General features: G+C 73.1%; 25 protein-coding genes. 16 read left to right on the plus strand and 9 right to left on the minus strand.

The window, feature by feature from the left end; translation table 11 throughout:
• Positions 1-38 precede the first annotated feature (38 nt).
• A complete protein-coding gene (locus ACFYOB_RS08700; RefSeq protein WP_388556446.1) occupies positions 39-443 on the plus strand; it encodes a VOC family protein in 405 nt (134 codons plus the stop codon).
• Here the strand turns inward: ACFYOB_RS08700 and ACFYOB_RS08705 are convergent.
• Both ACFYOB_RS08705 and ACFYOB_RS08710 read right to left on the minus strand, forming a co-directional pair.
• Positions 440-2,626, minus strand: a complete 2,187-nt coding sequence (locus tag ACFYOB_RS08705) for a SpoIIE family protein phosphatase (protein ID WP_388556448.1) — start codon at positions 2,624-2,626, stop codon at positions 440-442. The genes ACFYOB_RS08700 and ACFYOB_RS08705 overlap by 4 nt on opposite strands.
• Positions 2,595-4,076 carry an MFS transporter gene (locus tag ACFYOB_RS08710; protein WP_388556451.1) on the minus strand — a complete coding sequence of 494 codons (1,482 nt, stop codon included), beginning with the start codon at positions 4,074-4,076 and terminating at the stop codon, positions 2,595-2,597. Before ACFYOB_RS08710 ends, ACFYOB_RS08705 begins: the two co-directional genes overlap by 32 nt.
• A 103-nt stretch (positions 4,077-4,179) precedes the next feature.
• Here ACFYOB_RS08710 and ACFYOB_RS08715 point away from each other — a divergent pair, with 103 nt between their 5' ends.
• Both ACFYOB_RS08715 and ACFYOB_RS08720 read left to right on the plus strand, forming a co-directional pair.
• Positions 4,180-5,130, plus strand: coding sequence for a LysR family transcriptional regulator (locus ACFYOB_RS08715; protein WP_388556454.1), 951 nt, complete (start codon positions 4,180-4,182; stop codon positions 5,128-5,130).
• 152 nt (positions 5,131-5,282) lie between these two features.
• Complete coding sequence (locus ACFYOB_RS08720; protein WP_388556457.1) at positions 5,283-6,029, plus strand: class I SAM-dependent methyltransferase; 747 nt, start codon at positions 5,283-5,285, stop codon at positions 6,027-6,029.
• Between the two features lie 107 nt (positions 6,030-6,136).
• Here ACFYOB_RS08720 and ACFYOB_RS08725 read toward each other — a convergent pair whose 3' ends face one another.
• Positions 6,137-6,589: a hypothetical protein gene (locus ACFYOB_RS08725; RefSeq protein ID WP_388556460.1), complete on the minus strand. Its 453-nt coding sequence runs from the start codon at positions 6,587-6,589 to the stop codon at positions 6,137-6,139.
• A gap of 186 nt (positions 6,590-6,775) precedes the next feature.
• On the minus strand, positions 6,776-7,684 hold the full coding sequence (locus tag ACFYOB_RS08730) for an alpha/beta hydrolase fold domain-containing protein (protein ID WP_388556463.1): 909 nt from the start codon (positions 7,682-7,684) through the stop codon (positions 6,776-6,778).
• A gap of 205 nt (positions 7,685-7,889) precedes the next feature.
• Between ACFYOB_RS08730 and tdh the strand changes: the two genes are divergently transcribed.
• The 3 genes from tdh to ACFYOB_RS08745 all read left to right on the plus strand — a co-directional run bounded on the left by tdh (position 7,890) and on the right by ACFYOB_RS08745 (position 11,231).
• On the plus strand, positions 7,890-8,918 hold the full coding sequence (gene tdh / locus ACFYOB_RS08735; protein ID WP_388556465.1) for an L-threonine 3-dehydrogenase: 1,029 nt from the start codon (positions 7,890-7,892) through the stop codon (positions 8,916-8,918).
• A gap of 159 nt (positions 8,919-9,077) precedes the next feature.
• A complete protein-coding gene (locus ACFYOB_RS08740) occupies positions 9,078-10,286 on the plus strand; it encodes a glycine C-acetyltransferase (RefSeq protein WP_388556467.1) in 1,209 nt (402 codons plus the stop codon).
• A 30-nt stretch (positions 10,287-10,316) separates the two neighbouring features.
• The gene (locus ACFYOB_RS08745) at positions 10,317-11,231 is read left to right on the plus strand and encodes a LysR substrate-binding domain-containing protein (protein WP_388556470.1); all 915 of its coding nucleotides are present in this window, start codon (positions 10,317-10,319) and stop codon (positions 11,229-11,231) included.
• 86 nt (positions 11,232-11,317) lie between these two features.
• Here ACFYOB_RS08745 and ACFYOB_RS08750 read toward each other — a convergent pair whose 3' ends face one another.
• A complete protein-coding gene (locus ACFYOB_RS08750; protein ID WP_388556472.1) occupies positions 11,318-12,130 on the minus strand; it encodes an MBL fold metallo-hydrolase in 813 nt (270 codons plus the stop codon).
• On the minus strand, positions 12,127-12,906 hold the full coding sequence (locus ACFYOB_RS08755; RefSeq protein WP_388556475.1) for a DeoR/GlpR family DNA-binding transcription regulator: 780 nt from the start codon (positions 12,904-12,906) through the stop codon (positions 12,127-12,129). The genes ACFYOB_RS08750 and ACFYOB_RS08755 overlap by 4 nt, the downstream gene beginning before the upstream one ends.
• 143 nt (positions 12,907-13,049) lie before the next feature.
• Between ACFYOB_RS08755 and ACFYOB_RS08760 the strand changes: the two genes are divergently transcribed.
• The 4 genes from ACFYOB_RS08760 (at position 13,050) to ACFYOB_RS08775 (ending at position 15,839) form a co-directional block, all read left to right on the plus strand.
• Complete coding sequence (locus ACFYOB_RS08760; protein WP_388556479.1) at positions 13,050-13,952, plus strand: SIS domain-containing protein; 903 nt, start codon at positions 13,050-13,052, stop codon at positions 13,950-13,952.
• Entirely contained in the window at positions 13,949-14,785 is an 837-nt protein-coding gene (locus ACFYOB_RS08765; RefSeq protein ID WP_388556482.1) for a ketose-bisphosphate aldolase, read from the plus strand. Before ACFYOB_RS08760 ends, ACFYOB_RS08765 begins: the two co-directional genes overlap by 4 nt.
• Before the next feature lie 19 nt (positions 14,786-14,804).
• On the plus strand, positions 14,805-15,338 hold the full coding sequence (locus ACFYOB_RS08770; RefSeq protein WP_388556485.1) for a hypothetical protein: 534 nt from the start codon (positions 14,805-14,807) through the stop codon (positions 15,336-15,338).
• A 150-nt stretch (positions 15,339-15,488) separates the two neighbouring features.
• The gene (locus tag ACFYOB_RS08775; RefSeq protein ID WP_388556488.1) at positions 15,489-15,839 is read left to right on the plus strand and encodes a hypothetical protein; all 351 of its coding nucleotides are present in this window, start codon (positions 15,489-15,491) and stop codon (positions 15,837-15,839) included.
• Between the two features lie 41 nt (positions 15,840-15,880).
• Here ACFYOB_RS08775 and ACFYOB_RS08780 read toward each other — a convergent pair whose 3' ends face one another.
• Positions 15,881-16,375 carry a hypothetical protein gene (locus ACFYOB_RS08780; protein ID WP_388556491.1) on the minus strand — a complete coding sequence of 165 codons (495 nt, stop codon included), beginning with the start codon at positions 16,373-16,375 and terminating at the stop codon, positions 15,881-15,883.
• 97 nt (positions 16,376-16,472) lie between these two features.
• Between ACFYOB_RS08780 and ACFYOB_RS08785 the strand changes: the two genes are divergently transcribed.
• The 4 genes from ACFYOB_RS08785 to ACFYOB_RS08800 all read left to right on the plus strand — a co-directional run bounded on the left by ACFYOB_RS08785 (position 16,473) and on the right by ACFYOB_RS08800 (position 22,347).
• Complete coding sequence (locus tag ACFYOB_RS08785) at positions 16,473-17,663, plus strand: acyl-CoA dehydrogenase family protein (RefSeq protein WP_388556494.1); 1,191 nt, start codon at positions 16,473-16,475, stop codon at positions 17,661-17,663.
• Positions 17,664-17,771: 108 nt separating this feature from the next.
• Positions 17,772-18,710: an oxygenase MpaB family protein gene (locus ACFYOB_RS08790; protein WP_388556497.1), complete on the plus strand. Its 939-nt coding sequence runs from the start codon at positions 17,772-17,774 to the stop codon at positions 18,708-18,710.
• Entirely contained in the window at positions 18,692-20,767 is a 2,076-nt protein-coding gene (locus ACFYOB_RS08795; RefSeq protein WP_388556499.1) for a tetratricopeptide repeat protein, read from the plus strand. Before ACFYOB_RS08790 ends, ACFYOB_RS08795 begins: the two co-directional genes overlap by 19 nt.
• A complete protein-coding gene (locus ACFYOB_RS08800) occupies positions 20,764-22,347 on the plus strand; it encodes a phytoene desaturase family protein (protein ID WP_388556502.1) in 1,584 nt (527 codons plus the stop codon). Before ACFYOB_RS08795 ends, ACFYOB_RS08800 begins: the two co-directional genes overlap by 4 nt.
• Positions 22,348-22,354: 7 nt before the next feature.
• Here ACFYOB_RS08800 and ACFYOB_RS08805 read toward each other — a convergent pair whose 3' ends face one another.
• The gene (locus ACFYOB_RS08805; protein WP_388556505.1) at positions 22,355-22,804 is read right to left on the minus strand and encodes a nitroreductase family deazaflavin-dependent oxidoreductase; all 450 of its coding nucleotides are present in this window, start codon (positions 22,802-22,804) and stop codon (positions 22,355-22,357) included.
• Positions 22,805-22,954: 150 nt separating this feature from the next.
• Between ACFYOB_RS08805 and ACFYOB_RS08810 the strand changes: the two genes are divergently transcribed.
• Positions 22,955-23,347, plus strand: coding sequence for a VOC family protein (locus ACFYOB_RS08810; RefSeq protein WP_388556508.1), 393 nt, complete (start codon positions 22,955-22,957; stop codon positions 23,345-23,347).
• Here the strand turns inward: ACFYOB_RS08810 and ACFYOB_RS08815 are convergent.
• Positions 23,340-25,274: a family 20 glycosylhydrolase gene (locus ACFYOB_RS08815; protein WP_388556510.1), complete on the minus strand. Its 1,935-nt coding sequence runs from the start codon at positions 25,272-25,274 to the stop codon at positions 23,340-23,342. The genes ACFYOB_RS08810 and ACFYOB_RS08815 overlap by 8 nt on opposite strands.
• 353 nt (positions 25,275-25,627) lie before the next feature.
• Between ACFYOB_RS08815 and ACFYOB_RS08820 the strand changes: the two genes are divergently transcribed.
• A complete protein-coding gene (locus ACFYOB_RS08820) occupies positions 25,628-26,713 on the plus strand; it encodes a mechanosensitive ion channel family protein (protein ID WP_388556513.1) in 1,086 nt (361 codons plus the stop codon).
• The last annotated feature ends 20 nt before the right edge of the window (positions 26,714-26,733 follow it).

Consider the following 26,733-nt stretch of genomic DNA (forward strand, 5'->3'; position numbering starts at 1 on the left):
CGGCGCGTGCGGGCGGAGTCCGGGGGTATCCGCGGTCCATGACTGTCGCGAAGACGAGCGTTCTCGTACTGGACTGCGCCGAGCCGGAGTCACTGGCCCTCTTCTACGCCGACCTGCTCGGTGCCGAGGTCCGGGCCGGGGAGGGGCCCGACACGGTCGAGGTCGTCGGCGGAGCCGGCGTGCACCTGGCCGTGCGCCGGGACCACGGCTACGCACCACCGAGCTGGCCGCGCCCCGAGGACTCCCAGCAGGCACACCTGCGCATCCTGGTCGCCGCCGCGGATCTGGACGAGGCCGAGCGGGAAGCCGTCTCGCTCGGCGCCCGCCCGCTCTCACCCGACGCCGGCGAAGGCCCGCGCGACGCCCGCCTCTTCAGCGATCCGGCGGGCCACTCCTTCACCCTGGCGGCCGCCTCGCACCCGCGCCCGGGACGACACGCCTAGGCCCCGCCCGTACGGGACGCCAGCAGCAGGGCGATGTCGTCCGGCCGGTCCTCGCTGCCGCCCGCCTCGGCGATCAGCCGGTCGGCCGTCTCGGTCAGCGGGCCCGGCCCGGTCGCGGCCAGGGCCGCCCGCAGCCGCTCCACCCCGACATCGATGTCGGTGCCCGGCTTCTCCACCAGCCCGTCCGTGTACAGGGCGAGCACCGAGCCGACCGCCAGCCGCAGTTCGGTCACCGGGTAGGCGGCCTCCGGGTCGATGCCGAGCACCAGCCCGCCCGCCAGGTCCAGGACCTCGGTCCGCCCGTCGGGGTGGCGCAGCAGCGGCTGGGGGTGCCCGGCCCGGACGGCCTGGGCGGTGCCCGACGCCGGGTCGAGCACCACGTAGCAGCAACTGGCGAACTGGCCCGGGTCCAGGTCGCTGAGCAACTGGTTCGTGCCGCGCACCACCTGGTCGGGGGTACTGCCGGCCAAGGCGAAGGCCCGTACCGCGCTGCGGAGTTGGCCCATGGTCGCGGCGGCCGCCACGCCGTGGCCCTGCACGTCCCCGATGATCAGGGCGAGGCGTCCGCCGCCGGTCTCGATGACGTCGTACCAGTCACCGCCGACCTCCATGCCCTGGGTGCCGGGGAGGTAGCGTCCCACCGTGTCCACGTGCTCGCTAACCGGCAGCCGGTGCGGCAGCAGGGCCGACTGGAGCCCGCGGGCGAGCGCCACCTCATTGTCGTAGCGCCGCGCCCGCGCCAGGGCCTGCGCTATCAGCCCGGCCAGGGCGGTCAGCACCGTACGTTCCTCCGGGCTGAAGCCGCGGGGCGCGTCGAAGCCGAGGATGCACGAGCCGACCGGGCGGCCGGAGGCGATCAGCGGGAGGAAGGCGCGGGCGCCGACATGGGCGTCCAGCGGAATGCCCGGATAGGCGGCGGCCAGATGTTCCATCGACTCGAAGAACAGCGGCCGGCCCGAGGTCAGCGTCTCCACGCCCGGCAGCCGCACGTCGAGCGCGACCCCGTCGAAGCGGTTGAGGAAGCCCTTGGGGAAACCGGTCTCCCAGGCGAGGTGCAGGTGCCGCTCGTCGAGCAGGTAGATCGCCAGCTGGCGGCCGCCGAAGGCGGGCAGCAGCTCGTCGGTGACCACCGCCGACACCTGGCGGGCCGTGACCGCCTCGGTCAGCGCGATGGCGAGGGCCACCGGCCGGTACAGCGCGGCGGCCCGGTCGGCGGGCGAGCCGAGCTCCGTGCCCGGCTGCATCATCGACGCGGGCGAGTAGGCGGGCTTCTCGGTGGCACTGATCGTCACGGTGACCCCGTCGGCGCTGGGGTACAGGTCCACCGACAGCCATTCCCCGGGCGGCTGCCGGCCGCGCCGGGCCGGGAAGTGCACCGGCTCGGTGGACATGAAGACGGCCCGGAAGTGGTCCTCGTACGTGGGGTGCCCGAGCCAGGGCAGCGCCTCCCACAGCACCCGTCCGCGCAACTGCGCAGGGCCGAGGCCGAGCAGGTCCTCGGCGGCGGAGTTGACGAAGCCGATCGTGCCCTGCCGGTCCACGGACAGCACGGCCTGGGCGAGCCGGTCCACGGCCTCCCGCGCGCCCGGTTCGTCGGCGCCGTCCCTGGCCGGTGCGGGCGGCCGGACGAGGAGGGGGTCGCCTTCCCAGATCACCGGCGCCCCGGCCGCCGTCAGCGCCGCGAGCCTCCGGGCCAGCCCGTCCGCGGTCTCGCGCAGTCGGTCGCGGTCCGCCGCCCCGACCGGGATCCCGGGAGTCGGCTCGCGAAGCACCATCAGGACTCCGAACCGCTCGGTCCCGGCCGTCACCGGCTCGAACAGCGAGGCGAAGGGGAAGGGCAGCCCGGCCATCAGCTGGGGAAAGCGGCGCATGGCCGTTTCCACATCGGGAAGGTGCACGGACTGCCCGGAGCGGTAGGCCTCGGCCACCGGGTAGGGCCGGTTCACGTGCATCCGCCACCAGGGCCGGAACAGCGGCCCCGGGAGTCCCGTGAGCACGGCCATCCGCAGCAGCCCCTCGGCGCCGGAGCGCAGGTACACCCCGCCCGCGTACCCGCCTACGGCCGCCACCGCGTCGACGGAGGCCCGGGCGAGCACCTGGGCCGTGGCATCGAGGGCGGGGGCGCCGCTGTCCGGTCTCGCCGTCACACCGTCAGCATGCGCCCTCGGCGGTGCTGCCCGCACCCCGGCGTCGGGCCCGGCCCCGCCCGGCGTCCCGGTACCCGGCCACCACGGCGGCCGAGGCCAGCAGCACCACCACCGCCACCGTGCGCAGGGCGGTCCCCATCGCGTCGGTGAAGGCGGCGGCCTGCGCCGGATCCGTCGGGTTCCCATGGAACCGGGAGGCCAGCACCGTGCCCACCACGGCCACCCCGAGGGCGGCGCCGATCTCACGGGCCGCGGTGTTCAGCCCGGAGCCCAACCCGGCCTGGTGCTGCGGCAGCTCGGCCACCACCGTCAGGGTCAGGGAGGGCGCGCACAGCCCGGTGCCTACGGACAGCACCAGCAGGTACAGCGCGTACAGGGCGTACGGGGTGCCCCCGTCGGCGGTGGAGACCATCAGCAGCCCCGCCCCGATCAGGCCGAGCCCGGCGCCGACCGGCAGCCGGGGCCCGGTGCGCTCCTGGAGCCGGGCCCCGAGCCGGGGCACCAGGGCCATGCCGACGGTCAGCGGGACGATCGCCAGGCCGGTCTCGGCGGGGGAGAAGCCCTTCGCGTACTGGAGGTACTGGGCGTTGACGAAGAACAGGGCGAAGAGCCCGAAGAAGGCGGTGCCGATACCGAGCGCCCCGGCGCGCAGCCCCCGCGAGGCGAAGATCCGCGGGTCGAGCAGCGGGCGGGCGGCGCGCAGGGCATGGCCGGTGAAGGCGGCGAGGAGGCCTGCGCCGGCGCCGAAGGCGGTCAGCACGCGTACCGAGGCCCAGCCGTACGCGGGCCCCTCGATGATTCCGTAGACCACTGCGAGCAGCGCCGCCGCGAGCAGCATCGCGCCGGCCGGGTCGACGGCCGCATCGGGTCGCGAGGGCGTACGGGGGACCGTACGGGCGACCGCGAGCGCGAGCACCGCGCCGAGCGGGACGACGGCCCAGAACAGGGCCCGCCAGGTCAGGAACTCCCCGGCCAGGCCGCCGCCGACATTGCCCGCCAGGCCCCCGAGGCCCGCGGCCAGCGTCCAGGTGGCCAGCGCCCGGCCGCGGCGCTCGGGCGGACTCAGGTGGACCAGGACGGACATGGTGGCGGGCATGATCAGGGCCGCGCCGGCCCCGCACAGGCCACGGCCGGCGATCAGCACGGCCGGGGCCTGCGCGAGGGCGCTCAGGGCCCCGCCCGCGGCGAACAGTCCGAGCCCGGCCAGCAGGGCGCCCTTGCGTCCGTACCGGTCGCCGAGGGCCCCGGCCGGGATGAGCAGCGCGGCGAAGACGATGACGTAGGCGTCGACCGCCCACAGCAGCTCGCCGGGGCTCGGGCGCAGGGTGGACGCGGCGAGCTGCGGGATGAGCAGGTTGACGGCGGCGACCATGCCCTGGGCTACCAGTACGCAGGCGCACAGGACGAGCAGGGCGGGCCGGGTGAGGACGGTCGCGGCGGGCGCGGGCGGTGTGACGGGTTCCCGCGTGCGGGCACGGCGGAGCACGGCTCCTCCTGGGAGTCGGTGGCAAGGGGGATGGGGCCGAGGCCTCCGCTTCACCGTAGAGTCGGGGTGACCTGCTTTCCAGTGCAAGTTCTGCAAGGGATGAATGCGTGTGACGCAATCCGGGACGGGGTCCGGTCTGGACCTGAATCTCCTCGCCGCTCTGGACGTCCTCCTGGAGGAGTCGAGCGTGTCGCGCGCGGCGGCCCGTCTGCACCTCTCCGAGCCCGCGATGAGCCGGACCCTCGGCCGGATCCGCAAGGCCCTGGGCGACCCGGTCCTGGTCCGGGCCGGGCGGACCATGGTGCCCACCCCGCACGCCCTCGCCGTCCAGGGCGAGGTCAGGGCCGTCGTGGAACGGGCCCGAGCCCTCTTCCTCACCGGCGGGCAGGTGGACCTGTCCACCCTCGCCCGCACCTTCACCGTGCTGGCGAACGACGCCTTCACCGCCGTTCACGGAGCCACCCTCCTCACCCGGGTGAGGAGCGAGGCGCCGGGGGTGCGGCTGCGCTTCCTGGGCGAGAGCCACGTGGACGTCCCGGCGCTGCGCGAGGGCGTCGCCGACCTGGAACTCGGCGTCGTCGACACGCGTTCCCCCGAAGTGCGCGTCGAGCACCTCGCCGACGCGCGGATGCTGGCCGTGGTCCGGCGCGGCCATCCGCTGCTCCGCGGCCGGGTCACCGCACGCCGGTTCGCCGACGCCGAGCACCTGATCGCTTCGCGGCGCGGCCGCCTGCAGGGCCCGGTGGACGCCGCCCTGGCCGAACGGGGACTGTCCCGGCGGGTGGTGGGCAGCGTGGGCACCTTCCCCGCCTCCCTGTTCGTGCTGCGCGAGAGCGACCTCGTCGGACTGATCAGCACCCAGGTCGCACCGCTCGCCGCCGCGCTGGACCTGGAGACCTTCGAGATCCCGCTCGATCTGCCGACGCTGCCCTTCGGCATGGCCTGGCACCCGCGCCACGACGCGGACCCGGCGCACGCCTGGCTGCGTACCTGTATGCGCGAACTGGTGCCGACCGGCGGGCAGGCCGAGGCGGTGAGCCCCCGTCTGCGATGACCCGGCCGAGCGGCGCTAGGCCGACCGCATCGCTCGTCCGGGGGACGGCCGGGTGTACGGCCCGTCCCGGGGCCTGTCGCGGGGCACGATACGCACGCGTCCCACCCGTCCCAGCCGTCCCACCCCACCGGCAGGCCACCGGAAGGCAGAGCATGCGGTTCCAGTACGACACCATCGGCGAGCGCTACGCGGAGTCCAGGACCACCGCGGCCTTCTCGGCGGCCGACACCTATACCCTGCACGGAGCCATCGACGCGCTCGGCGGGGTACGCGGGCTCGACGCCCTCGACCTGGCCTGCGGATACGGCTTCAACACCCGGCTGCTGGCCCGCGGCGGCGCCCGGCGGACCGTCGGCGTGGACGTCTCGGAAGAGATGATCACGCTGGCCCGCGAGCACGGGGCGGTGAAGGACCGGCCGGACACCGAGAACATCGAGTACCACGTCGCCGACACCGAGGGCCTGCCCGACCTCGGCCCGTTCGACCTCGCCACCGCCCTCTATCCGTTCCACCACACGCCTGACCGCCGGGAACTGCACGCGGTGTTCCGGTCGGTGCGCGCCAGCCTGCGCGCCGGCGGACGGCTGCTCGCCATCGTGCCCAACGCCGGGGCGTTCCCGCGCGTGGACTGGTCGCCGTACGGGGTCCGCATCCTCGACCGGGTCCAGAGCGGCGACGCGCCGCTGCTGAAGGCGCACTTCCTGACCGACCCGCCGGTGCCGTTCGAGTTTCGGGAGTGGTCCCACGCCGACCTGGCCGAAGCCGCCGTCGAGGCCGGCTTCACTACGGTCGGCTGGCAGCCGAACCGGACCCCGCCCGCCGATCACCTACGCGACGAGGCGTACTGGACGGCGTACCGCGCCTGGCCGATCAGCTCGCTGATGACCTGCGTGGCCTAGCCAGGTGTTCGGGATCGGCGTCGGGTCCGGATGACCGGTCACCTGACATGCCGATCACCCGTCGGCCTGCCGACGGGTGATGGGGCGCACGATCAGCCGTTCGACGCTCACAGTTCGAGGTCGAGGACGTCGTCGAGGTCGTCATCGGACCCCTTGTGCTTATGGGTCCCCTTGTGACTGCCGGACCCGTGGTGCTTGCTGGACCCGGTGTGGCCGCCGGACGTCGCGTCGCCGCCGACCATCGTGTTGTCGTCCTCCCAGTCGCCACCGGTCACACTGGAGCCGCCGTTGCTGTTGGGGGTCCAGCTGTCGCCTTCATCGCCCGGCGGGTAATCGGGGTCCATGAGGTCACCGCCCATGACGCCGGGGACGCTGAGGTCGCCGTCGTGGAGGCCGGGGTCATCGTCGCCGTGGTCTCCGTCCTGGGGGGCCAGGGTCACGGCGTGCTGCGGAGCCGTCGGCGCGGCCATCGCGGTCGCGGGAAGGGCTACGCCGCCGCCGATCAGCGTCACGGAAGCTGCGGCCAGGACGATACGACGGTTCCAGGTGATCTTGTTCATCGGAATTCTCCGCTAGGCGTTGCGAGGGGGGATGTGGGATGTCTGCTTGACCGTCCGGGGACTTCCCCGGTGGGGCCTGCTTCAAATAAACCCCGCCGCAAGCCCGCGGTCATGCCACAGGAATTCGTGGCTTGACGCCCGGTACCGCCCGTGATAGCCGGCCCTTGCCCCTGTTCCCGGTTGCCGTCACAGCTCCGCCGCCGACCGGATCAGCTCCACGATCCGGTCGCGCGCCGCCTGCCCCTCCGGCAGCGGCAGCAGCGGGTAGCCGTGCGGCAGCCCCGCCTCCTCGTGGAACTCCACCTCCACACCGGCCGCGCGCGCCCGGCGCACCAGTTCCCTGCTGTCCGTGCTCAGTACGTCCCGGGTCCCGCTGAACACCGTCAGCGGCGCCAGCCCCTCGAAGGACCCGTTCAGCGGGCTCACCCGGGGATCGTCGGCGGCCAGGGTCCCGGCGTAGAGGCGCCCGGCCTCCCGCAGCCCCGGGAGCGCCAGCACCGGATCGGCCGCCTCGATGCCCGCCTGGTCCGGATGGCTCATGGTCACGTCCAGCCACGGCGAGATCAGCACGATCCGGCAGGGGCGCGCCCCGGTGCGTTCGTGCAGCCGCTGGGCGGCGGCCAGCGCCAGCCCGGCGCCGGCGGAGTCGCCGATGAGTACCGTCCCGCCCGCGCCGCCGCTCGCGATGAGACCGCTGAGCAGGTCGGCGGCGACCGGGACCGTCCGGTCGGCCGTCCCGCGCGGGGCCAGGATGTAGGCGGGTACGACGACACGCGCCCGCGCCCGTGTGACCAGGGTCCGCACCATCGCCCAGTGCGGGCGGACCAGTTCGCCCACGTATGCGCCGCCGTGCACGTACAGCACCTGGGCCACCGGCTCGGTCCCGCGCGGGGAGACGTCGTACACCGGCCACGCCCCGACGAAGGTCCGCGAGACCTCCGCGACCCGGCCCAGCCGGCGCGGCGGCAGATGGGAAGCGGGCCGCCGGGCGGACTGGGCCACCCGGCTCCGTACCGCCTCCGCGCTCGCGAACCGTCTTCGCCGTCCCGCCGCGATCAGCGCCACCGACAGCGCCCTGCTGCGCAGACTCGGCACGCCCCTCACCTCCCCTTTTCCCCTGGCCGTCGCCGGCCCCCGCCCCGTCACGTGAGGAGCATAGGCGTGAAGCTGGGCTGTCGGCCCGCTTAAGAAAGTCTCGATGGACTGATCACCGTGCCGCTCGGCAGATTGGTTCCGTTCACCGACGCCGTCCGCGCCCCCGCGCTCGCGGCGCCCCCCTCCGCATGCCTGGAGCCACCCCATGAAGGCACTCGTCAAGCACAAGGCCGAGCCCGGGCTGTGGCTCATGGACGTCCCCGAGCCCGAGTACGGCGCCGGCGATGTGCTGATCAAGGTGCTGCGCACCGGCATCTGCGGAACCGACCTGCACATCCGCGCCTGGGACGGCTGGGCGCAGGGCGCCGTCAAGACCCCGCTGGTCCTCGGCCACGAGTTCGTCGGCGAGGTCGCCGCCCTCGGCGCGGACGTCCGCGACATCGAGATCGGCGCGCTGGTCAGCGGCGAGGGACACCTGGTGTGCGGCAAGTGCCGCAACTGCCTGGCCGGGCGCCGCCACCTGTGCCGCAGCACGATCGGGCTCGGTGTCGGCCGCGACGGCGCCTTCGCCGAGTACGTGGTCCTGCCCGCGCAGAACGTGTGGGTGCACCGGACCGCGGTGGACCTGGACGTCGCGGCGATCTTCGACCCGTTCGGCAACGCCGTGCACACCGCGCTGTCCTTCCCGCTGGTCGGCGAGGACGTACTGATCACCGGCGCCGGCCCGATCGGGATCATGGCGGCGGCCGTGGCCCGGCACGCGGGCGCCCGCAACGTGGTCATCACCGACGTCAGCCCCGAGCGGCTGGAGATCGCCCGCAAGGCCGGCGCCACGCTCGCGGTGAACGTCGCCGAGTCCTCCATCGCCGAGGCGCAGGCGCAGCTGGGCTTGCGCGAGGGCTTCGACATCGGCCTGGAGATGTCCGGCCGCGCCGAGGCGATGCGCGACATGATCGACAACATGACGCACGGCGGCCGGATCGCCATGCTGGGCCTGCCCGCGCAGGAGTTCCCGGTGGACTGGGCCAAGGTCGTCACCTCGATGATCACGATCAAGGGCATCTACGGCCGCGAGATGTTCGAGACCTGGTACGCGATGACGGTGCTGCTGGAGGGCGGGCTCGACCTCAGCCCGGTCATCACCGGCCGCTACTCGCACCGCGACTTCGAGGCGGCGTTCGACGAGGCCTCGACCGCCCGCAGCGGCAAGATCATCCTGGACTGGACGGCGTAACAGCCGCCCGCCACTTCCCGGACCATCTCCCTCAGGCCGGGCCCCGCACACCTCTCTCCCCCAGACTCCGTCCGGGGGGACCCCCACCTCCGCGGGGTCCGGCCCCTCCCGTTTGCCTCCGCTCCGCCGGACGGCGCACCGCACAAGGAGAACCGCACCATGTTCGAGTCCGTCCGCGAGGACCTGCGCGCCACCCTCGACGAGATCCGCGCCGCCGGCCTGCACAAGCCCGAGCGCGTCATCGGCACCCCGCAGAGCGCCGCCGTCGCCGTCACCGCGGGCGGCGCCCCTGGAGAGGTCCTCAACTTCTGCGCCAACAACTACCTGGGGCTGGCCGACCACCCCGAGGTCGTCGCCGCGGCGAAGGACGCGCTGGACCGCTGGGGCTACGGCATGGCCTCCGTCCGCTTCATCTGCGGCACTCAGGAGGTGCACAAGGAGCTGGAGGCGCGCCTGTCGGCCTTCCTCGGCCAGGAGGACACGATCCTCTACTCCTCCTGCTTCGACGCCAACGGCGGTGTCTTCGAGACCCTCCTCGGCGCCGAGGACGCGGTCATCTCCGACGCTCTCAACCACGCCTCGATCATCGACGGCATCCGCCTCTCCAAGGCCCGCCGCTTCCGCTACGCCAACCGCGACATGGCGGAGCTGGAGACCCGGCTCAAGGAGGCCACCGAGGGCGGCGCCCGCCGCAAGCTGATCGTCACCGACGGCGTCTTCTCGATGGACGGCTACGTCGCCCCCCTCGCGGAGATCTGCGACCTGGCCGAGCGCTACGACGCCATGGTCATGGTCGACGACTCGCACGCAGTCGGCTTCGTCGGCCCCGGTGGCCGCGGCACCCCCGAACTGCACGGGGTCATGGACCGCGTCGACATCATCACCGGCACCCTCGGCAAGGCCCTCGGCGGCGCCTCCGGCGGCTACGTCGCGGCGCGCGCCGAGATCGTCGAGCTGCTGCGCCAGCGCTCGCGCCCGTACCTCTTCTCCAACTCCCTCGCCCCGGTCATCGCGGCGGCCTCCCTCAAGGTCCTCGACCTGCTGGAGTCGGCCGGCGACCTGCGCGAGCACCTCGCCGCCAACACCGCGCTCTTCCGTACGAAGATGACCGAGGCCGGCTTCGAGATCCTGCCCGGCGACCACGCCATCGCCCCGGTGATGATCGGTGACGCGGCCGAGGCGGCCCGGATGGCGGAGCTGCTGCTGGAGCGCGGCGTGTACGTGATCGGCTTCTCCTACCCGGTGGTGCCGATGGGTGCGGCGCGCATCCGCGTGCAGCTCTCGGCGGCCCACTCGACGGCCGACGTGGAGCGCGCGGTGGCGGCCTTCGTCGACGCCCGTGCGGCGCTCGGGACCACTGGGGCCTGAGGGGGCTGTGCATCCTGAGACAATGATGGGGTGATCGACCCCCGCCGGCTGCGCATCCTGCGGGCCGTGGCGGACCACCGTACGGTGACCGCCGCGGCCGCAGCCCTGTACCTCACCCCCTCGGCCGTCTCCCAGCAGCTCGCGGCGCTGGAACAGGAGACGGGCCACGCCCTGCTCTCCCGCAGCGGCCGGGGCGTGCGGCTCACGGCGGCCGGTGAGATCCTGCTCGGCCACGCCCACGAGGTGCTGGCCCAGCTGGAGCGTGCCGAGGCCGAGCTCGCGGCCTACGCGGGCGGTTCGGCCGGCGAGGTCACGGTGGCCGCCTTCGCCACCGGCATCGCCGAGGTGCTGGCTCCGGCCATCGCCCGGCTCGCGCTGGACCACCCGGGGATCCGGCTGCGGGTACGGGACGCGGAGGGTGACCAGAGCCTGCCGATGCTGCTCGACGGCGAGGCGGACGTCGCCCTGGCGGTCGAGTACCGGGGCGGGCCGGGCGCGGACGACGCCCGGCTGTCGGTCCTGCCGCTGTACGCGGAGCCCTTCGACGCGGTGCTGCCCTCGGGACACCCGCTCGCCGACCTGCCCGCGGTATCGCTGGCGGACCTGTCCGACTCGGACTGGGTGGGCCAGTACCCCGGCAACCCGTGCCACGACGTGACGCTGCTGGCGTGCGAACTGGCCGGGTTCCAGCCCCGGTTCGTGCACTCCTCCGACGACTTCCGGGCGGTGACGGCGCTGGTGGGCGCCGGGGCCGGGGTGGCCCTCGTACCGCGCTCGGCGCTGCGGGGCATGGACCTCAAGGAGGTCCAGGTCCGCCCGGTCGCCGGACCGGCCGCCACCCGCCGGGTCTTCGCCGCCACCCGCCGCGGCGGCGAGACCCACCCCCTGGTCGCCCCCGTCCTGGCCGCCCTGGTCCGGGAATCGGAGCGGCTGCCGGCGCACTGAACGGCGGAGCGGGAGCACGAGCCCGTACGCCGGAGCCGGGACGCCGGAGCCGGGACACCGGCGCCCGTACGCCGGAGCCGGCCCGGTCAGCCGACCGTGAACACGGCCCCGGGCGCGGCGTGGTCGACGGGGCCGCCGTAGTGCGCCGAGGCGCGGGCCACCGCCTCGTCCGGGCCGAGGCCGCGGCCCACGTGGGTGACGACCAGCCGGCCGGCGCGCGCGGCCGCCGCTGTCCGACCGGCCTCCTCCGGCGTGTGGTGGAGGTGTTCGGCCTCGTCCGGCGCCGGGCGGCGCACGCTCTCCGCCTCGCAGAGCAGTACGTCGCACCCCTCGGCGAGGGCCGTCAGCGCGGGGCAGGGCGCCGTGTCCCCGGAGTAGACCAACGAGTGGCCGCCGGCCTCGACGCGCACGGCGAAGGCGGGCATGCCGTGGGCCACGGCCCGGCTGGTGAGGGTGAGCGCGCCCACCCGTACCCGATGCCCGTCGGACAGCTCGTGCACGGCGAAGGCGGACTCCACCGGGCTGCGCTCCGCTCCGTTGGTGAGGAACCCGGCCAGCCGGTCCGCGATGCCCGGCGGGCCGAACAGTGGCAGCGGCGCGGCGCGTTCGACGTCGGCGAAGAGCAGGCCGTAGTACGCCGTGAGGAGGTCCGCGCTGTGGTCGGCGTGCAGGTGCGAGATCCAGACCGCGTCCAGCTCGCCCAGCCCGACGTACCGCTGCAGCGGCCCCAGCGTCCCGCTGCCGGCGTCCATCCAGATCCGCGTGCCGCCGCCGGACACCAGGTAGCCGGAACAGGGGTTGTCCGCTCGCGGATACGGCGTCGCGCTGCCGAGGACGGTGAGGCGCAGGGGATCGACGCCCGCCCCGCCGCTCGTCGTGCCGCTCGTCGTGCCGCTCATACCCGCACGACCTCCACGCCCGCCGCCGCGAACTCCTGCGCGACCGCCGCCGTCAGGCCGGTGTCCGTCACCAGGACGTCCACCGACGAGGTCGCGCAGATACGGGCGAAGGCGCGCACGCCCAGCTTGCTGGAGTCGGCCGCGATCACCACCCGGCGGGCCCGCTCGCACAGCAGGCGGTTCACCGAGGCCTCGTCCTCGTGCCGGGTCGCGGCGCCGTCCGCCGGATCGAAGCCGTCCACGCCCAGCACCGCCGTGTCCACCGCGAGCTGCCCTAGGACCTGCTCGGCGAGCGGGCCCGTCAGCTCGTACGACTGCGGGCGGGCCACCCCGCCGGTCAGCACGATCTTGAACTGCGGCCGGATCACCAACTCGCCCGCGATGTTGAGGGCGTTGGTCACCACCGTCAGCGCCGGGGAGCCGGAAGCCAGGTCCGGGCGCCCGGCCAGGGCCCGAGCCACCTCGGTGGTCGTGGTGCCGCCCGTCAGGCCGATGACCTCGCCCGGGGTGATCAGGGCGGCCACGGCCTCGCTGATGCGGTGCTTCTCGGCCGCCCGGCGCGAGGTGCGGTAGCGCAGGGGGAGTTCGTAACTGACCCCGTGCATCACCGCCCCGCCACGCGTACGGACCAGCAGCTGCTGCTCGGCCAGCTGATCGAGGTCGCGGCGGATGGTCGCGGCGGACACGCCGAGGATCTCGGCGGCCGGCTCCACCTCCAGCTCGCCCCGCTCAACCAGCAGATCCAGCAGCGTCTGCCAGCGCTCCTTGCGGGTCATCGGCCGCCCCCTTCGCTCTCCATTGGCCTACACGCCGACATTAACTCAGGCGATCCACCCGTAGATGCTTGAAGTTGCGCGAAACAGCCCGCTACCTTGCAAGAACACGCATTCAGACCCGTCTGCCGCATGAGGGAGCCTGCATGAGTCACGTCGCGCACGAGTTGGGAACGCAGCCCGAATGCTGGGAGCGGGCCGCCGAACTGGCCCCGGCCCGGCGGGCGGTGCTGCCGCAGCCGGGGGAGCGTACCGCGATCGTCGGGTGCGGGACCTCGTACTACATGGCCCAGGCGGCCGCCGCGTTGCGGGAGGAGGCAGGCCAGGGGGAGACCGACGCCTTCCCCGCCTCGGAGTTCCCGAGCCACCGCCGCTACGACCGGGTCGTCGCCCTCACCCGGTCCGGGACCACCACCGAGGTGCTGGACCTGCTGGCCGGGCTGCGGGACGCGGGCGTGCCCACGACCGCCGTCATCGGAGATCCGGCCACCCCGGTGATGACCCTCGCGGACGAGCTCGTCGTCCTCGACTTCGCCGACGAGCGGTCCGTCGTCCAGACCCGCTTCGCCACCACCGCCCTCACCCTGCTGCGCGCCCACGCCGGGCTGCACTCCGCGGGAGTCGTGGCCGACGCGCGCACGGCGCTGGCCGAGCCGCTGCCCGCCGAGCTGGCGAGCCGGGGGCAGTTCACCTTCCTCGGCCGAGGCTGGAGCGTCGGCCTCGCGAACGAGGCCGCGCTGAAGATGCGCGAGGCCTCCCTGTCCTGGGCCGAGTCCTACCCGGCGATGGAGTACCGGCACGGGCCCATCAGCGTCTCCGGCCCCGGCACCGTCACCTGGTCCCTCGACGAGGCCCCCGACGGGCTCGCCGACCAGGTGCGCGGTACCGGCGCCCAGTGGGTGGCCGGGCGGCTCGACCCGCTCGCCGAGCTGGTCCGGGTGCACCGCCTGGCCCTCGCCGTCGCCGCCCACCAGAAGCTGGATCCGGACACGCCGCGCCACCTCACCCGCTCGGTGATCCTCACCACCGGAGAGGAGGCGGTCCGATGAGCCTCGTCCCCTCGGGCACGCTCGTCCGGGAGGCGGCCGGCGCGGGCCGCGCCGTCGCCGCCTTCAACATCATCACCCTGGAGCACGCCGAAGCCGTCGTCGCCGGCGCCGAGGCGGCCGGACTGCCGGTCATCCTCCAACTGAGCGAGAACGCCGTGAAGTTCCGCGGCGGACATCTGCTGCCCATCTCCCGCGCGGCCGCCGCCTGTGCCGAGGCCGCGGGCGTCCCGGTCGGCCTGCACCTCGACCACGTCAAGAGCCCCGAACTGCTGCGCCAGGCCGGAGACGCGGGATTCAGCTCCGTGATGTACGACGCCGCGCACCTGCCGTACGCCGAGAACCTGGAGGCGACCCGCTCGGCCGCGGACTGGGCACACGTCAACGGACTCTGGATCGAAGCGGAGCTGGGCGAGGTCGGCGGCAAGAACGGGGCGGCGCCACTGGATCCGCACGCGCCCGGCGCCCGTACCGACCCGGACGAGGCGCACCGGTTCGTCGCCGACTCCGGGGTCGACGCGCTGGCCGTCGCCATCGGCAGCAGCCACGCCATGACCAGCCGGACCGCCTCCCTGGACCACGCGCTGCTGGCCCGGCTGGCCAAGACGGTCGACGTGCCGCTCGTCCTGCACGGTTCTTCCGGGCTGCCGGACACGGAGCTCGCGGCGGCCGTCGCGGGCGGCATCCGCAAGGTCAACATCGGCACCGCGCTGAACGTGGCGATGACCGGGGCCATCCGCACCCACCTCACCGCGGCGGACCCCAGGCCCTATCTGACGGCTGCCCGCACGGCGATGGCGGCGACGGCCGAGGCTATGATCAGCGCCCTGAACTGACGGGCACCGGGGGGACACGATGGAGTCGCAGCGCGGCCGCACCAGCAGACGCCGGTTCCTGCTGATCCTGGGCGGCCCGCTGCTGCTGGCGGGCGCCGGGTTCGGGGTGGCGTCCGCGCTGTCGTCCGACGAGCCGGACCCGCGCCGGGTCCGTACCGATCTGGCGCCGCTGAACCTGCGGTTCCATGCGGCGGGCGAACTCGCCGAGGCGCACTGGCAGGGCTACGACATGGACGAGCCCGTCGGAGGCGACCGCGGCATCCCCAGCCCGGACTCCCGGATCCGGCTGGTCGGCGTCGCCCGCCTCGGGCCCGGCCAGGTGGCCGGCATCCTGCGCAACCCCGACTACTCCTTCGCGGCCGCGGAGCCGAAGGGCCTTCCGGGCCGCCTGAAGCCGTACGTGCCCGCCGGCGCGGCCTGGCAGCGGAGCGAGGCCTTCGACACGCTGATGAACAGGCCCGGCACGGACCTGTTCACCTCCTCCTCTGGCGAGTTCCTCCTCGACGCGGAGCGCGACCTCATCTGCTTCGACGTCGTCGAGCTGTACACGTAGCGCGCACGCGGCCCCGGGGGCAGGTCGCCCGGTCCCCTGGGCGATCCGGTGTCGAACCCCCATTTCGGTGGTGCGGACGAATCGTTTGGTCACGCTGGGTGAGCGCTAGCGTGGTTGGCGTCGCCTTCCGAAACCGAAAGGGAAGCCCCCATGCGTCTCCGTACCGCCGCCGTGGCCGCAGCCGGCGCCCTCACCCTGCTCCTCGCCGTGCCCGGCTCGGCCACCGCCGCGGCCGGTGACTTCGAGTACTCCTACATCGGCCTGAGCGGGGAGCCGCAGCAGGGATTCCTGATCGACCCGGAGGGGCACGAGTGCACCGTCATCCCCGAGGCCGCCGACCCGCACTCCTCCGAGCCGGCCTTTTCGCCGCGCAACCGGACCGACGCCCTCGCGCGGGTGTTCACCAACCCCGACTGCACGGGTGACGAGTTCGACCTGCGCCCGTACACCGGTCGTGGCTCGGAGCGTCTGAAGCTGCGTTCGGTGATCTTCTTCCGGTGACCGCGGTCACCGGCCCCGCCTGCCCGGCCCGTCCGGGCAGGTCAGGTGTCGAGTGCGGCCAGCAACTCCCGGGCCAGCCCGGTCAGGACCTCGGGCTCGGCCGGTGAGATCTCGCCCAGGTACACGTGGGACCCGCCGAAGGGGTTGGAGTACAAGGGCTCGCCGCTCGGTGAGGTCCCCACCCGGTCCGCCGCGAGCCCGAAGGCGGCCTCCACGCACAGGTACAGCTCGGGCCCGTACCCGACCGTCACGCTCGTCTCCGCGTAGCCGTCGTCGTACAGGGGGAAGTCCGGCTCCCCGGTGCCCACCTCCAGCACCTCCAGGATCCCGTGCGCGAAGGCCCGTACGTCCTCCTCGCGCGCCACCCCCGCCAGCGTCTGCGCCGCGGCGACCGGCGAGCCCAACTCGTACAGCCACGCCCCGTCGTGCCGGCGCCGTCGCAGGCGGAACGGGGTCGGGGTCCCCTTGTAGTAGTTCTTGAACCCGGGGAGTTCGGCCACGATCTCGCTGCCCACCGTCACCGTCTGTGCGTCCATGCCGAAACCCTAGCCCGCCGACCCTTCCGGATTCTTGTAACAGGTTCTAGTCTGCCCTCCGCCAGCGACGACGGACCGAGAGAATCCCGGAGGGGCCGTGCACCTCGAATACACGCCTGAGCAGCAGCAGTTGCGCGCCGAGCTGCGTGCCTACTTCGCCCGGCTGATCCCTGAGGACGTCTACGCCCGCTACGAGGACCCGGCAGCGCAGAAGCGGTTCTACCGGGAGACCATCCGCCGGCTCGGCGCCGACGGCTGGCTCGGGGTCGGCTGGCCGAAGGAGTACGGCGGCCGCGGGATGTCCCCGATGGACCAGTTCATCTTCTTCGACGAGGCCGCGCAGGCCGTCGTCCCCCTGCCGCTGATGGCGCTCAACACCGTCGGGCCGACCATCATGCAGTTCGGTACCGACGAGCAGAAGGCGTACTTCCTCCCCAGGATCCTCGCCGGCGAGATCGACTTCGCGATCGGCTACAGCGAGCCCGACGCGGGCACCGACCTCGCCGCGCTCAAGTGCAAGGCGGTCCGCGAGGGCGACGAGGAGACCGGCACCTACGTCGTCAACGGGCAGAAGATCTGGACCACCAACGGAGACACCGCCGACTGGATCTGGCTCGCCGTCCGCACCGATCCGAACGCCCCGGCGCACAAGGGCATCACCATGCTCCTGGTGCCGACCTCCGACCCCGGCTACTCCTGCACCCTCATCAACACCCTGGCCTCGCACGACACCACCGCCAGCTACTACGAGAACATCCGCGTCCCCGCCACCCGCCGCGTCGGCCAGGAGAACAAGGGCTGGCGCCTGATCACCAATCAGCTCAACCACGAGCGCGTGACCCTCGCCGCCCACGGCACCATGGCCATCCGCGCCCTGCACGACGTCCAGCGCTGGGCCGCCGGGACGAAACTCGCCGACGGCCGCCGGGTGATCGACCTGTCCTGGGTCCGCGGCCGCCTCGCCCGCACCCACGCCCGCCTCGACGCGATGAAGCTGCTCAACTGGCAGATGGTGAACGCCGTCCAGTCCGGCACCCTCACCCCCCAGGACGCCTCAGCGGTCAAGGTCTACGGTTCCGAGGCGCGCCGCGACGCGTACGCCTGGCTCATGGAAGTCGTCGGCGCGGCGGGCTCCCTCAAGGACGGCTCCGCCGGAGCGGTCCTGCACGGCGAGCTCGAACGCGGCTACCGCAGCGCCGTCATCTTCACCTTCGGCGGCGGCAACAACGAGATCCAGCGCGAGATCATCTCGTGGATCGGCCTAGGCATGCCCCGCGTCCGCCGCTGACCCCGGCACGGCTTCCCGTCGTAGGACTCGTACGCGATCACCTGGGCCGCCGCGCCGACCGCCTCGTACGCTGGAGTCGGCGGGCGCCCGCGACAGGGAGGTACGGCGATGGGAAGCACCACGGTCGTGCCCGACCCGGGACTGTACGGGCCGGCCTCCGTCACCTGGCAGTGCCACGGCGATCCGGTGATGTGGATCGCCGGCGTCCGCGCCCTCTACCTCCAGGCCCTGCACCCGCGCGCCGTACGCGGGGTCATGGAGAATTCCGACTTCCGGAAAGATGCGTGGGGGCGGCTGCTGCGCACCGCCGACTTCGTCGGAACCCTCACCTACGGCACGACCGAGGCCGCCGAACGGGCCGGCGCCCGCGTACGGAAGATCCACCGGACGCTGTCCGCCACCGACCCGGACACCGGCGACCGCTTCCCCGTCGACGACCCCGCGCTGCTGCTGTGGATCCACTGCGCGCAGATCGACAGCTTCCTGCACGTCCTGCGTCGCTCCGGCGTCCCCCTCACCCCCGCCCAGGCCGACCGCTACGTCGACGAGAACCGCGTGAACGCCCGCCTCGTCGGACTCGATCCGGCCGCGGTCCCCGCCGACACCGCGCAGCTGGCCGCGTACTTCGAGGAGATCCGTCCCGAGCTCGCGGCCGGCCCCGACGCCCGCGCGGTGGACGACTTCCTGCGCGGCCCGCCCGTCCACCCGCTCCTCGTGCCTGGCCGAAATCTGCTGTGGCGCCCGCTGGCCGGCCTCGCCTACGGCTCCCTCCCCACATGGGCGCACCAGCTGTACGGGCGGCCCGCACCGGCCCCACGTACGGTCACCCGGCGCCTGCGCCTCACCGGACACGTACTGCGCAGCATTCCCGCAGGTCTGCGCTGGCAGCTGCCTCCAGGTCACATCTTGAAAGCGATGCGTCGCATGGGCCCCGGGAGTCGCCCCTCGCCGTACACACTGCGTACATCAGCGGCCATACTGGACCGGCCGGGGAGGGCATGGCACGACAACGGGGGCGACTTCAAGACATGGCGGAGTCCAGACTGATCCAGGGCCGGTACCGGTCGCTCGATCTGATCGGTCGCGGCGGCATGGGCGAGGTTTGGCGTGCCCGGGACGAGTCGCTGGGCCGACACGTCGCCGTGAAATGCCTCAAACCGCTCGGACCGGAGCAGGACAACCACTTCACCCAGGTGCTGCGCGAGCGCTTCCGCCGCGAGGCGCGCGTCGCCGCGTCCCTCCAGCACCGGGGCGTCACCGTCGTCCACGACTTCGGCGACGACAGCGCCGCGGGCGGCCCCCTCTACCTCGTCATGGAACTCCTCGAAGGCCGCAACCTCAGCCAGCTCCTGGAGGACAACGGGACCCGCCCGCTCCCCGTGGACGTGGTCGTCGACATCGCCGAGCAGGTGGCCGCCGCCCTCGGCTACACCCACGACCAGGGCGTCGTCCACCGCGATCTGAAGCCCGCCAACATCATGCGGCTCACCGACGGCACGGTGAAGATCTGCGACTTCGGCATCGCCCGTCTCGCCCACGACATCGGCTTCACCGCCAAGCTCACCGGCGGCGGCATGGCCATGGGCACCCCGCACTACATGTCGCCCGAGCAGATCGCAGGCGGCGAGGTGGACCACCGCAGCGACCTCTACTCCCTCGGCTGCGTCCTGTACGAGATCGCCACCGGTGCCCCGCCCTTCGACCTCGGCGACTCCTGGTCCGTGCTCGTCGGCCACCGCGACAACGCGCCCGTCCCGCTCCGCGAGCACCGGCCCGAACTGCCGGAGTACTTCGAGCAGGCCGTCCTGGACCTCCTCGCCAAGCGCCCCGAGGACCGGCCCGTCGACGCCCGCCACCTGCACCGGCGGCTCGTCGAGGCGCGCGTCGGCCCGGGCGGGCTGCCCGGCGCCCAGGCCCCCCTCCCGGCATGGGCCCGTGGGATGACCGCCGGACGCAAGGCGGGGACCGAGGCGCGTCCCGCGAGCGGCGCGTGGGCGGTGCTCACAGGTTCCTGGACGGCGCGCCCCAGCGGCGAGCAGCCGGTCGGCGGGCTGCGGCGGATCGTCCGCCCCGCGCCCGCCGAGGACCCGCGGCTCACCGCCCCGTACGGGTTCCCGCGCGTGCCCGGGCCCCGCGTGACCGGCCCCGACGCCCTGGCCGCCGGGCACACGCGCGCCTTCGCCCTCAGCCGGGCCGGCCGTCCCGAGGAGGCGCTCGCCGTGTACGAAGCCGTGGCCGACGGACGCGCACGGGTACTCGGCCCGGACCACGCCGACACCCTCGCGGCGCGCCAGGAGGCCGGGTACGAACTGGGCCGGCTCGGACGCCACGAGGAGGCGTACGGCGTCTACCGCGCGGTGCTCGTCGCCCGCGAGCGCAGCATGGGCCCGCGCCACCCCGACACCCTGCGCTGCCGCCACAACCTGGCCTGCGCCCTGGGAGCGCTCGGCCGGTTCGCGGAGGCCCACGCCACCGCAGCCGGCGTCGCCGCCGACCGGGCGGCCGTCCTGGGCGCCGAGCACGCGGACACCCTCCTGACCCGTTACGAGGCGGCGTACGCGCTCGGCCGCCTGGACCGCTGGCACGAGGCCCTGGCCGGCTTCCGCGAGGTCGCCGCCCTCCGGGAGCGGGTGCTCGGCCGCGACCACCCCGACACCCTGGCCGCGCGCTACGAGGTGGGCATCGCGCTCGGCCGTACCGGGAACACCGCCCAGGCCCTCGACCTGTTCCGGTCCCTGGTCCGGGACCGGACCCGCGCGTACGGGGCCGCCGACCCGGAGACGCTCCGGGCCCGGCACGTCCTCGGCGTCAACCTGGGCCGCCTGGACCGCTGGGAGGAGGCGGTGGCCGAGGCGCGGCAGGTGGGCGCCGCACGGGCCGAGGTGCTCGGCGCCGAGCACGCGGACACCCTGGTCAGCCGCCGCGAACTCGCCGTCGGACTCGGCCGGCTGGGCCGCTGGGACGAGGCGCTGCCCATCTACCGTGAGCTCTCCGGCATCCGCGAGCGGTCCTTGGGTGACGAGCATCCCGACACCGTCCTGGCCCACGCCGACGAGGCGTACTGTCTGGAACGGCTCGGCCAGGTGTGCTACCAAGAGCCATGACAGCCATGCGGGGCTCCAGCGGGTTCGGACACGACGTCTACGACGATGTGATCGTGGGCGGCGGGCACAACGGCCTGGTGGCCGCCGCGTACCTGGCCCGGGCGGGCCGGTCCGTGCTGGTCCTGGAACGGCTCGGGAACACCGGCGGTGCGGCCATCTCCAGCCGCCCCTTCGCGGGTGTCGACGCCCGCCTCTCGCGCTACTCGTACCTCGTCTCCCTGCTCCCCGCGAAGATCGTGCGCGATCTGGGGCTGCGTTTCGAGGTCCGCAAGCGCACCGTCTCCTCGTACACGCCCGCCTTGCGCGACGGGCGCCCCGGCGGCCTGCTCGTCGGCGGCGGCGAGGCGCGCACCAGGGAGTCCTTCGCGCGGCTGACCGGCTCGGAGCGGGAGTACGAGAGCTGGCGCGCCTTCTACGGAACCACCGGCCGAGTCGCGGGGAAGGTCTTTCCGACGCTGACCGAGCCGCTGCCCACCCGTGAGGCGCTGCGCGCCCGGATCGACGACGAAGCGGCCTGGCGGATGCTGTTCGAGGAGCCCCTCGGACACGCGGTGGAGCGGCACTTCGCCGACGACCTGGTCCGGGGCGTGGTCCTCACCGACGGGCTGATCGGCACCTTCGCGGACGCGCACGACCCCTCGCTCGCGCAGAACCGCTGTTTCCTGTACCACGTCATCGGCGGCGGGACCGGCGACTGGGACGTGCCCGTCGGCGGCATGGGAGCGCTCACGGACGCCCTGGCCGGGGCCGCGCGGGCGGCCGGTGCGGAGATCGCCACCGGGCACGAGGTGCTGCGGATCGACACGGACGGCATCGCGCCGGCCGAGGTGGTGTTCCGGACGGCGGTCGGCGAAGGGCGGGTCGTCGGCCGGACGGTGCTGGTCAACGCCTCGCCGCAGGCGCTGGCGGAACTCCTCGGCGAGGCACCGGCCCAGCCGGCCGGGCCGGCGCCCGAAGGGGCCCAGCTCAAGGTCAACATGCTGCTCCGGCGCCTGCCCCGGCTGCGGGACACCGCCGTCGACCCGCGCGAGGCCTTCGGCGGTACCTTCCACATCGCCGAGGGCTACGAGCAGCTCGCGAGGGCGTACAGGGAGGCCGCGGCCGGGGAGCTGCCCTCGGTACCGCCCTCGGAGATCTACTGCCACTCGCTGACCGACCCGACGATCCTCGGGCCGGAACTGGTGGAGCAGGGCTACCAGACGCTCACCCTCTTCGGCCTGCACACCCCGGCCCGGCTCTTCGGACACGACAACCGGCAGGCGCGCGAGGTGCTGCTGACCGCCACCCTCGCGCAGCTCGACGCGCACCTGGCCGAACCGCTCACCGACTGCCTCGCCTTCGATTCGGACGGCCGCCCGTGCATCGAGGCGAAGACCCCTCTGGACCTGGAACGCGACCTGCGCCTGCCCGGCGGCCACATCTTCCACCGGGACCTGTCCTGGCCGTACGGCGACTCCGGACGGTGGGGCGTGGAGACCGCCCACCGCAACGTACTGCTGTGCGGTGCGGGGGCGGTGCGCGGCGGCGGCGTCAGCGGGGTCCCCGGCCACAACGCGGCGATGGCGGTGCTGGGGCTCTGACCTCCCGCTAGTGGACGGGCTCGATGACCACGATCGGGATCTCGCGGTCCGTCTTGGCCTGGTACTCGTCGTAGTCGGGCCAGTGCCCGACCATCAGCGGCCAGTACGCGGCGCGCTCTTCGGCGGTCGCGGTGCGGGCCGTGCCCTGGAAGGTCTCCGGGCCGACCTGGATGCGGACCTCGGGGTGCTCGGTGAGGTTCCGGAACCAGAGCGGGTGCGCCGGGTCACCGCCCTTGGAGGCGACGACGAGGTAGCGGCCGTCGGCCTCACCGTAGATGAGGGGCGTCCGCACCGGGTTGCCGGAGACCCTGCCCACCGTGGTGAGCAGCAGGGTCTGGGTCCCGTTCCAGAACTGGCCCTCGGCCCCGTTCGAGGACACGTACTGCTTGACGTGGTCGAGCTGCCAGCTTCCGGGCCTCGGGTCGGTCGGGTGGTCCCAGTCGATCTCGGTCGTCATAGAACTCTGCCTGCCTTCGTGTTGAACGGTCAACAACGTCAACAACGAGTTCCAACGCGGACGGGCACGGGATTATGCCGCGCGGGCGGCGAGCGCGAGGCGTCGTGGAGGATGATCGACGACGCGCCCGCGACTCCTTAGGATCCAGCCATGATCGCTGAACTGCAGTGCGTGGTCCTGGACTGCCCCGACCCGCAGCGGCTGGCCGAGTTCTACCGCTCGGTGCTGGGCGGAACCGTCGACCAGCCGGACCGGCGGTGGTCGGTCGACGCGGACTGGGCGACGCTCCACACCCCGTCCGGCCCGGTCCTCGCCTTCCAGCGCGCGCCGGACCACCGGCCCCCGAGTTGGCCTGACCCCGCCCGGCCGCAGCAGTTCCACCTGGACTTCGGTGTCCCGGACCTCGACCGCGCGCAGGAGCAGGTCCTCGCGCACGGCGCGACGGTGCTCGACGGGGGCCCCGCCGACCGGGGCTGGCGCGTCTACGCGGACCCGGCGGGCCACCCCTTCTGCCTGGTCCGTCACCAGGCCGCCGCTACGTGATCTGCCACGGCCGGTCGGGCCCGCCCAACTGGCTTCCGTACACCTCGAACTCGTACAGCGAGTAGCCGTAGGACGTGCCCCGCCGGGTGCCGTACACGCGGATGTACCGGCCGGATCCGGACAGGCCGGTCAGGTCCTGGACCCCGCCGGTACCGGTGGTCGTGGAGCGGATGGTGCGCCAGGTGACGGCGTCGTCGGAGAGCTGGATCCGGAAGGACCTGCCGTACGCCGCCTCCCAGCGCAGCACCACGCGGTCGACGTTCCGGGTGGAACCGAGGTCGACCTGGAGCCACTGCGGGTCGCCGTAGGCGCTGGACCAGCGGGTGGCGGGGTCGCCGTCGGTGGCCGCCGCCGCCGGGAAGTCCGCCGTCTCCGTGCTGGAGGCGGTGGTCGGACGGCCCAGCGCCAGGTTGCCGGGCTGGGCGAGGCCGGGCCAGGCGGGGTTGTGCCCGACCGCCGCGACGACCGGGGTGAACGCGGCGTACGTGGCCGCGAGCTTCGGCGACCCCCAGGTCTGCTGGGCGAGGGCGCGCAGCGGGTACATGACGCCGGCGGCTATCTGCTCCTCGGTCTCGGCGGTGGGGTTGTCGCACCAGACGTGGATCACCGAGCCGGGGTTCCTCGCGGGGTCGGACAGGGTGTTGCCGCCCTCGAAGCGGTCCGGGGTCCAGGTCTCGTACATCCACTTGGTGTCGGGCTTCGCGCCGCCGAGCACGTAATAGGTGGGAGTCCAGGACTCGTTGGCCACGACGTGCCCGGCGTCGGCGAGCTGCTGCGGAGTGAGGCCGTAGGTGTACCAGTACTCGACCACGATGCCGGGGTGGGGGCGCAGCGTCCCGTCGCCGGACTTGATGCCGTCGTTCCACATCCGGGTCGTCCTGCCGCCCGCCCGCACCAGGTCGTCGGCCCAGTTGACGAACCCGTAGTAGGTGTCCTTGGCGGTGGCGCTCGCGCCGTAGTGGGCGCGGGCGTAGCTGAGCAGCTGCGGGTACTTGCCGTAGTCGGTGACGTACTCGTCCGCGCCGATGTGCCAGTACGGGGCCGGGAACAGCGGCAGGTACTCGTTGACCAGGTCCTTGATCAGCGTGTACGAGGCGGGCAGCGAGAGGTCGATGAAGTCGGGGCTGACCGCGCCCGAGCTGCTCTTGAGCCTCAGTTCGGGGTGTGCGGCCAGGACCGCGTTCATGTGGCCGGGGGTGTCTATCTCCGGGACGATCGTGACGTGGTACTTGCGGCCGAGCTCGACCAGGTCGGCGATGTCCTGCTTGGAGTAGTGGTCGGCGGAGACGATCTCCGGGTGGGTGGAGCTCTCCAGCCGGAATCCGTAGGTGTCCGAGAGATGGAAGTGGAAGTAGTTGAGCTTGAGGTACGCCAGCTCCTTGATGTGCTGCCGCAGCCACTCGACGGTGAAGAACTTCCGGCCCTGGTCGACCATGAGCCCGCGCTCGGCCTTGGCGGGCCAGTCCACCGCCGTGCCGGCCGGCACCGTGGTGGACTGGTGCAGGAGCTGGAGGACGCTGCGGGTGCCGTAGAACGCGCCGGTGTCGGTCCCCGCCTGGATGATGAGGGATCCCGCGACCGTCATCCGGTAGCCCTCGGCCGGCAGGCCGGCGCCCCCGAGGCCGATCCCGATGTCACCGGCGGCCGCGCTCCCGGTGACGACGGCCACGTCGCGCCCGGTCAGTTCGCCCAGGTCCTGGGCGAACGTGGCGGCCTCGTCGGCCAGTTGGGCGGTGTACGCGGGGTCGACGACGACGCGTGTGGCGTCGGTGAAGGTGTACGCGCCGGTGCCGGGCGTCCATTGACGCAGGGCCGGAACGGTCTGCGGCGGCCCTGCGGCCGCCCGGGCGGGGCCGGCGCCGACGCCGGGTAAGGCCAGTGCGAACACCGCGCACGCGGTGGCGATCAGCAATCTGAGCAGACGCATGGCTGCCTCCAGCCGGGTGTGGCCGAGCGGAGCGTGTGGGGTGCACCAGTGCAGCGCAGTGATGGGTTCATGTCAATAGATGCTCGAAACCGCACCGGACCAAGCAGGAATGCGCATTTTCGCCGTTCCAGCAGGGTGGTGGATCGGGTGGTGCGGCCGGATCGCGCCCGTCTCACCCGAGGTCACACCGGCCCACCTGCGGCGCCCAGCTGTCCATGGGGCAGGATGGCAGCCCGATTCGTGTGCGTACACACGCCCGAACGGGGCTCCGCACAGCACGATCTGACAGGTGACAAAGTGACGACACAACACATACGCCGGTCGGCGCCGCCCTTCGCGCCGGAGGGGAACCTGTGAGCCGGGATCTCGTCCTGCACGACTGGGTGGTGGCCGCCATCGCGATGGCGGCGGGTGTCGCGGCCGGGCTGCTGCTGCGCGCCCTCCTGCGATGGCTGGGCAAGCACGCGAGCAGGACGGCCTGGACCGGGGACGACGTCATCGTCGACGCGCTGCGAACCCTGGCGCCCTGGGCGGCCGTCATAGGCGGCGCCGCCGCGGCGGCCTCGGTGCTGCCGCTCACCACGCGGGTCACGGGACTCGTGAACCAGTCACTGACCGCCCTGCTCATCCTCATCGCCACGGTCACGGCGGCCAGGGTCGTCGCGGGGCTCGTGCAGTCCGTGGCGCAGGCCCGTACGGGCGTGGCCGGATCGGCCAGCATCTTCGTCAACATCACGCGTGTGGTCGTGCTGACCATGGGCGTACTCGTCGCACTCGAAACCATGGGCGTGTCCATCGCGCCGCTGCTCACGGCCCTCGGAGTGGGCGGTCTCGCGGTCGCCCTGGCACTGCAGGACACCCTGGCCAACCTCTTCGCGGGAGTGCACATCCTCGCCTCGAAGACGGTGCAGCCCGGTGACTACATCCGGCTCAGCAGCGGTGAGGAGGGTTACGTCGTCGACATCAACTGGCGCAACACCGTGGTGCGCAACCTGTCGAACAACCTGGTGATCATCCCCAACGGACGCCTCGCGCGGACGAACATGACCAACTTCACCCAGCCGGAACAGAAGCTGTCGCTCCTCGTCCAGGCGGGTGTCGGCTACGACAGCGACCTGGAGCACGTCGAGCGGGTCACCCTCGACGTCGTCGACACCGTGATGGCCGACGTCTCCGGAGGGGTCGCCGACCACGAGGCCGCCGTCCGCTTCCACACGTTCGCCGACTCCAGGATCAACTTCACCGTGATCCTGGGCGTGGGCGAGTTCAGCGACCAGTACCGGATCAAGCACGAGTTCATCAAGCGCCTGCACGAGCGGTTCCGGGCGGAGGGCATCGCCATCCCCGCCCCCACGCGGACGGTCTCGGTCCAGTCGTGGGGGTCGTCCACGATCCCGCACCAGCGCGACGCCTCGGCCGAGGTGCCGGCCGAGCACTGAGGTGCCGGCCGAGCACTGAG

Origin of the sequence: Streptomyces sp. NPDC006463 (assembly GCF_042870715.1) — a bacterium.
GTDB lineage: Bacteria > Actinomycetota > Actinomycetes > Streptomycetales > Streptomycetaceae > Streptomyces.

Coding starts and splice junctions, on each gene's coding strand:
- ACFYOB_RS08700 (WP_388556446.1), top strand. CDS start 39: ATGACTGTCGCGAAGACGAGCGTTCTCGTACTGGACTGCGCCGAGCCG.
- ACFYOB_RS08715 (WP_388556454.1), top strand. CDS start 4,180: ATGCGTGTGACGCAATCCGGGACGGGGTCCGGTCTGGACCTGAATCTC.
- ACFYOB_RS08720 (WP_388556457.1), top strand. CDS start 5,283: ATGCGGTTCCAGTACGACACCATCGGCGAGCGCTACGCGGAGTCCAGG.
- ACFYOB_RS08725 (WP_388556460.1), bottom strand. CDS start 6,589: ATGAACAAGATCACCTGGAACCGTCGTATCGTCCTGGCCGCAGCTTCC.
- tdh (WP_388556465.1), top strand. CDS start 7,890: ATGAAGGCACTCGTCAAGCACAAGGCCGAGCCCGGGCTGTGGCTCATG.
- ACFYOB_RS08740 (WP_388556467.1), top strand. CDS start 9,078: ATGTTCGAGTCCGTCCGCGAGGACCTGCGCGCCACCCTCGACGAGATC.
- ACFYOB_RS08750 (WP_388556472.1), bottom strand. CDS start 12,130: ATGAGCGGCACGACGAGCGGCACGACGAGCGGCGGGGCGGGCGTCGAT.
- ACFYOB_RS08755 (WP_388556475.1), bottom strand. CDS start 12,906: ATGACCCGCAAGGAGCGCTGGCAGACGCTGCTGGATCTGCTGGTTGAG.
- ACFYOB_RS08760 (WP_388556479.1), top strand. CDS start 13,050: ATGAGTCACGTCGCGCACGAGTTGGGAACGCAGCCCGAATGCTGGGAG.
- ACFYOB_RS08765 (WP_388556482.1), top strand. CDS start 13,949: ATGAGCCTCGTCCCCTCGGGCACGCTCGTCCGGGAGGCGGCCGGCGCG.
- ACFYOB_RS08770 (WP_388556485.1), top strand. CDS start 14,805: ATGGAGTCGCAGCGCGGCCGCACCAGCAGACGCCGGTTCCTGCTGATC.
- ACFYOB_RS08775 (WP_388556488.1), top strand. CDS start 15,489: ATGCGTCTCCGTACCGCCGCCGTGGCCGCAGCCGGCGCCCTCACCCTG.
- ACFYOB_RS08780 (WP_388556491.1), bottom strand. CDS start 16,375: ATGGACGCACAGACGGTGACGGTGGGCAGCGAGATCGTGGCCGAACTC.
- ACFYOB_RS08790 (WP_388556497.1), top strand. CDS start 17,772: ATGGGAAGCACCACGGTCGTGCCCGACCCGGGACTGTACGGGCCGGCC.
- ACFYOB_RS08795 (WP_388556499.1), top strand. CDS start 18,692: ATGGCGGAGTCCAGACTGATCCAGGGCCGGTACCGGTCGCTCGATCTG.
- ACFYOB_RS08800 (WP_388556502.1), top strand. CDS start 20,764: ATGACAGCCATGCGGGGCTCCAGCGGGTTCGGACACGACGTCTACGAC.
- ACFYOB_RS08805 (WP_388556505.1), bottom strand. CDS start 22,804: ATGACGACCGAGATCGACTGGGACCACCCGACCGACCCGAGGCCCGGA.
- ACFYOB_RS08810 (WP_388556508.1), top strand. CDS start 22,955: ATGATCGCTGAACTGCAGTGCGTGGTCCTGGACTGCCCCGACCCGCAG.
- ACFYOB_RS08815 (WP_388556510.1), bottom strand. CDS start 25,274: ATGCGTCTGCTCAGATTGCTGATCGCCACCGCGTGCGCGGTGTTCGCA.